Raw genomic sequence first — 4,683 nt, 5'->3', positions numbered from 1 at the left:
GGCGCCGTCAGACCATTGCTCGCACCATCCTGATTCACCGCCGAACCACGGATCACCGCCAGCACCGGATGCCCGTTGCGCCGCGCATCCGACAACCGCTCCACCAGCAGCATCCCCACGCCCTCGGCCAGGCCGAAACCGTCGGCGGCTGCCGCGAAGGCCTTGCAGCGGCCGTCCGGGGCCAGACCGCCCTGACGGCTGAACTCCACGAGCATGCCGACCGTGGACATCACGGTCGCGCCGCCGGCCAGCGCCAGCGAGCACTCGCCCGCCCGCAGCGCCCGTACCGCGAGGTGCAGGGCCACCAGCGAGGACGAGCACGCCGTGTCCACGGTGACCGCCGCTCCCTCCAGACCGAGGGTGTAGGCCAGTCGGCCCGACGCGACGCTTCCGGTGTTGCCGGTCAGCAGGTGGCCGCCCTCGTCGGCGCCCTGTTCGAGAGGGGGTCCGTAGTCCATGGTCATCGCCCCGACGTAGACGCCCGTCGGGGTCCGCCGCAGGGTGGCCGGGTCGATCCCGGCCCGCTCCAGCACTTCCCAGGTCGTCTCCAGCAACAGCCGCTGCTGCGGGTCCATCGCCGCCGCCTCGCGCGGCGAGATGCCGAAGAACTCCGCGTCGAACCCGGCCGCACCGGCGAGCGAACCCGCCTCTCGCTGGTAGTACCGGCCCGGCGTCCCCGGTACGGGGTCGTACCGTCCGGCGGTGTCCCAACCGCGGTCGTCGGGCAGCGCGGAGACGGCGTCGGCACCTGCCGACACCAGCTCCCAGAGTTCGTCGGGGCTGCCGACACCGCCGGGGTAGCGGCAGCCCATGCCGACGATCACCACAGGGTCGTCGTCCTCGGCCCGCCGCACCGGCTCGTCCGCGTCCGTGTTCCTGTCGGGCCGGTCGCCGCTGATCTCGGCGCAGAGGTACGCGGTCAGGGCCGCCGGGGTCGGGCAGTCGAAGACAACGGTCGCCGGGATGCGCAGCGCCGTCGCCGCGCTCAGCCGGTTGCGCAGCTCCACGGCGGTGACGGAGTCGAATCCCAGGTCGAGGAAGGCCAGGTCGGCGGGGACCGGATCGGACCGCCCGGTCAGCGCGGCGATCTCCTCGCCCACCAGCCGTGCCAGCGCGGCACGCCGCTCCGGTACGTCCGATCCGGCCAGCTCCACGCGGAACGCGGTGCCGTCATCCCGGTCACCGCCCGCGCCGCCGGGCCCGTTCGCGTCCGCCGGGCCGGGCTCCGCGAGCGCCGCCAGGGCAGCCACCGGCAGTTCCCGTACCCGGGCGTGCTGCCCGGCGAACAGCGCTTCCCGGTCCGGGGTGACACCGCGCACGTACAGGTCACCGAGCGAGGTCAGGAACCGGCCCGGACCGCCCTGGTCCCGGCGCAGCGTCCCGAGGACGGTGGCCTGCGTACCGTGTTCCTCCGCGCAGTCCGTGAGGGCGGAGGTCAGCACGGTGTGCGGGCTGACCTCCAGCAGGACGCCGTGCCCGTCCCGCAGCAGGGCCCCGGTCGCCTGGTGGAACCTGACCGTGTTGCGCAGGTTGCGGCACCAGTAGTCGGCGTCCAGTACCGGGACGTCCAGTCGTCCCCCGGTCAGTCCGGAGTAGTAGGGCAGATGCGGTGTGCGGGGCCGGATCGGTGCGAGGTCGGCGCGCATCCGGGGGATGATCGCGTCGATGTGGGGGGAATGGGCGGCCAGGCCCACCGCGATCCGCCGTGCGTGCACCGCGTCCGAGGCCAGGTCGGCGAGGAGTTCGGCCGCGGCGTCGCGGTCACCGGAGACGATCACGGACCGCGGCCCGTTGTGCGCGGCGACGACGAGGCGGCCGTCCCAGCGGCGCAGCCGCGGCTCGACCTCGCCCGCCGGGGCCATGACGGAGACCATGTCCCCCTTCCCGGCCAGGGTCGCCTGGGCCTGGCTCCACAGGGCCACCACCCGCGCGCAGTCGTCCAGGGACAGCGCGCCGCAGATCGCGGCGGCGGTGACCTCGCCGACGCTGTGCCCGAGCACGGCGGCCGGTTCCACACCGTGGGAGCGCCACAGCGCGGCGAGCGACACCGTCACGGCGAACAGCAGGGGCTGCACCACGTCGGCCCGGTCCCCGGCGGGTGCACCCGGCGCGTCCGGGTCGCGGAGCACGTCGATCGGCGACCAGTCGACGAACGGTTCCAGGGCCTGCGCGCATGCGTCCATCCGGTCGCGGAACACCGTGGAGGTGTCCAGCAGGTCCACCGCCATCCGGGGCCATTGCGCGCCCTGTCCGGGAAACACGAAGGCGACCCGGCGGCCTGCCCCTGCGGCGCCCTCCACCAGGCCGGGCATGCTCCTGCCGTCGGCGAGCGCGTCCAGCCGCCGCAGGAATCCGTCGCGGCCGTCCGCCACCAGTGCCGCCCGCCGGCTCCCCTCGGAAGCGGTGCGCGCGAGGGTGAACGCGATGTCCTGGGGGCTCCAGTCGTCACGACCGGCCAGGTACGCGTGCAGGCCGCGCGCGCCGGCCGCCAGCGACTCCTTGCCGCTGCCTGCCAGTGTCCACAGCAGCGGTGCTTCGGTACCGTCAGGGTGCGCCATCGTGTCTTCGGACTCCTTCACGGCGAGCAGGACCATCAGTCGCCGGACCGTGGCGGGGGGCCCGCTCCCACGGGTCGCGCGCCGACCGGGACGCCTTCGTCATGCCCGGCGTGTACCGCCACCGGACCTGCGAGGTCGATCTTGCCCAAGTCGCATAGCAGCTCGATAGCGCAGGCCGCGACACGACGCGGACACGGGGAGCGAGCGGGTCGCGGAGCAGCGGGAGGCCCGCGCGCGCACCGTGGGGCGGGTCAACCGTCCGTTCCGGCGGACCACTCCGGGCCCGGAGTTCGCGTCACCCCCAGCTCCCGCCGGATCCCGTCCAGTGCCGCCACGAACCCAGGGCAAGCCCTCCACCTCGACCCGCTACGTCAACGGGGCAGGCGGCATCGCCTACACCAGCTCCGTGCCGGCGTCCGACACCGCCGGACAGCTCACCAAGACCACCACCACGATCCGGAGGGCCCCCGCATCGACGGCTACGCCGACGACGTGGAGCTGCGGGTCACCAAGAACGGCTACGGCGCGCCGATCGGCGGCACCGCCGGCTGGACGCTGAAGAAGGCGAACTCGGTCACCGCCGACGCGCTCGGCGCCAACCTCCGAAGAACCGCGCGGCCTGCTCACGTCGGTGAGCGACAGCAAGGCGGGCGAGTTCACCGCCACGTACGGTCCGGACGGCCGGCTCGTCGAGCAGACCTACCCCGGCGGCATCGTCCGCAAGGACACGCTCAACGCCTCAGGCAAGGCCGTCACCGCAAGAGACCGGTGGTTCAGCGGTGCTCGGGGTTCTCGAAGTCGAAGCGACAGCCGGCGTCCCACTCGGAGCGCTGGTTGCCGTGAGAGGGGATGCCGCCGGCATCCTTGAGCATCCTCGCGAGGTGGAGCTGGTTCCACGTCATGAACGTGGTGTTCCGATTCGTGAAGTCGTTCTCCGGCCCACCCGACCCCGGATCCAGGTACGACGGCCCCGGCCCCGCTTTCCCCCACCCACCCCGCGTCCGCCTGCGGCGGGATCACATACCCCAGGTGCTGGAGGCTGTAGAGGACGTTCATCGCGCAGTGCTTCGCGCCATCCTCGTTGCCGGTGATCAGGCAGCCGCCGACCCGGCCGTAATAGGCTTACTGACCTTGCTCGTTGAGGATCGAGGAGCACGCGTACAGCCGCTCGATGACCTTCTTCATGACTGAGGAGTTAGGGCTTGCAGAGCAACAACCCGTAGCTTCCGGCTTTTCGGCTCGTTGGCGTGGTATGGCTACTTCACCAGAGCAACAGGCTTTGCTGGCTGCGAAGTTCGAGGCGATCTTGCCGCATCTGGACGAGCGGCAGCGGCGTCTGCTGCTCGGATCGGAGGCGAGGTCCATCGGTCACGGCGGGATCCGGCTGGTCGCGCGGGCCGCTGGTGTGCGCGAGGCGACGGTGTCCCTGGGAGTGGACGAACTGGACTCCGGTGAGCCGCCGCTCGGCCGGGTGAGGCGGCCGGGCGGCGGGCGCAAGCGGGTCGTCGACCTGGACCCCTCGCTGCGGGAGGCGTTGCTCGCGCTGGTCGAACCCGATGTCCGCGGCGACCCGATGTCACCGCTGCGATGGACCACCACGTCGACCCGCCACCTCGCCGCCGAGCTGACCCGCCAGGGCCACAGGGTCTCCGCCGACACGGTCGGCGACCTGCTGCGCGAAGAGGGCTTCAGCCTCCAGGCCAACGCCAAGACCATCGAAGGCAGACAACACCCGGACCGTGACGCCCAGTTCAACTACATCAACGAGCAGGCCAAGGCCTACCAGGCCGAGGGCGACCCGGTGATCAGCGTCGACACCAAGAAGAAGGAGCTGGTCGGAAACTACAAGAACGCCGGCCAGGAGTGGCATCGCGAGGGCGGCCCGGTCCGGGTGCAGACCCACGACTTCCCGGACCGGGAGCTGGGCAAGGCGATCCCGTACGGTATCTACGATCTGGGCGCGAACAGCGGCTGGGTCCGCGTGGGCACCGACCACGACACCGCCGCGTTCGCGGTCGAGTCGATCCGCCGCTGGTGGCACGGGCAAGGACACAGCGACTATCCGGGGGCCACCCGGCTGCTGATCACGGCGGATGCGGGCGGCTCCAACGGCTACCGCACCCGT

General features: G+C 72.1%; 4 protein-coding genes and 1 pseudogene. 2 read left to right on the top strand and 3 right to left on the bottom strand.

The annotated features are described in order from the left end of the window. Both ACIBEC_RS47600 and ACIBEC_RS47595 read right to left on the bottom strand, forming a co-directional pair. A partial coding sequence (locus ACIBEC_RS47600) for a beta-ketoacyl synthase N-terminal-like domain-containing protein (protein WP_360510226.1) occupies nucleotides 1-2,558 on the bottom strand: 2,558 nt, incomplete at its 3' end. 393 nt (nucleotides 2,559-2,951) lie between these two features. Continuing rightward, a complete protein-coding gene (locus ACIBEC_RS47595) occupies nucleotides 2,952-3,218 on the bottom strand; it encodes a hypothetical protein (RefSeq protein ID WP_360510233.1) in 267 nt (88 codons plus the stop codon). On the opposite strand from ACIBEC_RS47595, the gene ACIBEC_RS47590 reads away from it, so the two are divergent. Then, nucleotides 3,190-3,426, top strand: coding sequence for a hypothetical protein (locus ACIBEC_RS47590; RefSeq protein WP_360510228.1), 237 nt, complete (start codon nucleotides 3,190-3,192; stop codon nucleotides 3,424-3,426). The genes ACIBEC_RS47595 and ACIBEC_RS47590 overlap by 29 nt on opposite strands. On the opposite strand, the pseudogene ACIBEC_RS47585 reads toward ACIBEC_RS47590, so the two are convergent. Continuing rightward, a pseudogene (locus ACIBEC_RS47585) lies at nucleotides 3,332-3,755 on the bottom strand (flavodoxin family protein); the annotation flags it as partial. The gene ACIBEC_RS47590 and the pseudogene ACIBEC_RS47585 overlap by 95 nt on opposite strands. A 55-nt stretch (nucleotides 3,756-3,810) precedes the next feature. Here ACIBEC_RS47585 and ACIBEC_RS47580 point away from each other — a divergent pair. Next, nucleotides 3,811-4,683: ISAzo13 family transposase (locus ACIBEC_RS47580; RefSeq protein WP_360510231.1), on the top strand; the 873-nt coding region annotated here is incomplete at its 3' end.

Origin of the sequence: Kitasatospora sp. NPDC051164 (genome assembly GCF_044455625.1) — a bacterium.
In the GTDB taxonomy this organism is placed as follows: Bacteria; Actinomycetota; Actinomycetes; order Streptomycetales; family Streptomycetaceae; genus Kitasatospora.
This window is presented reverse-complemented; position numbering and strand designations above follow the sequence as displayed.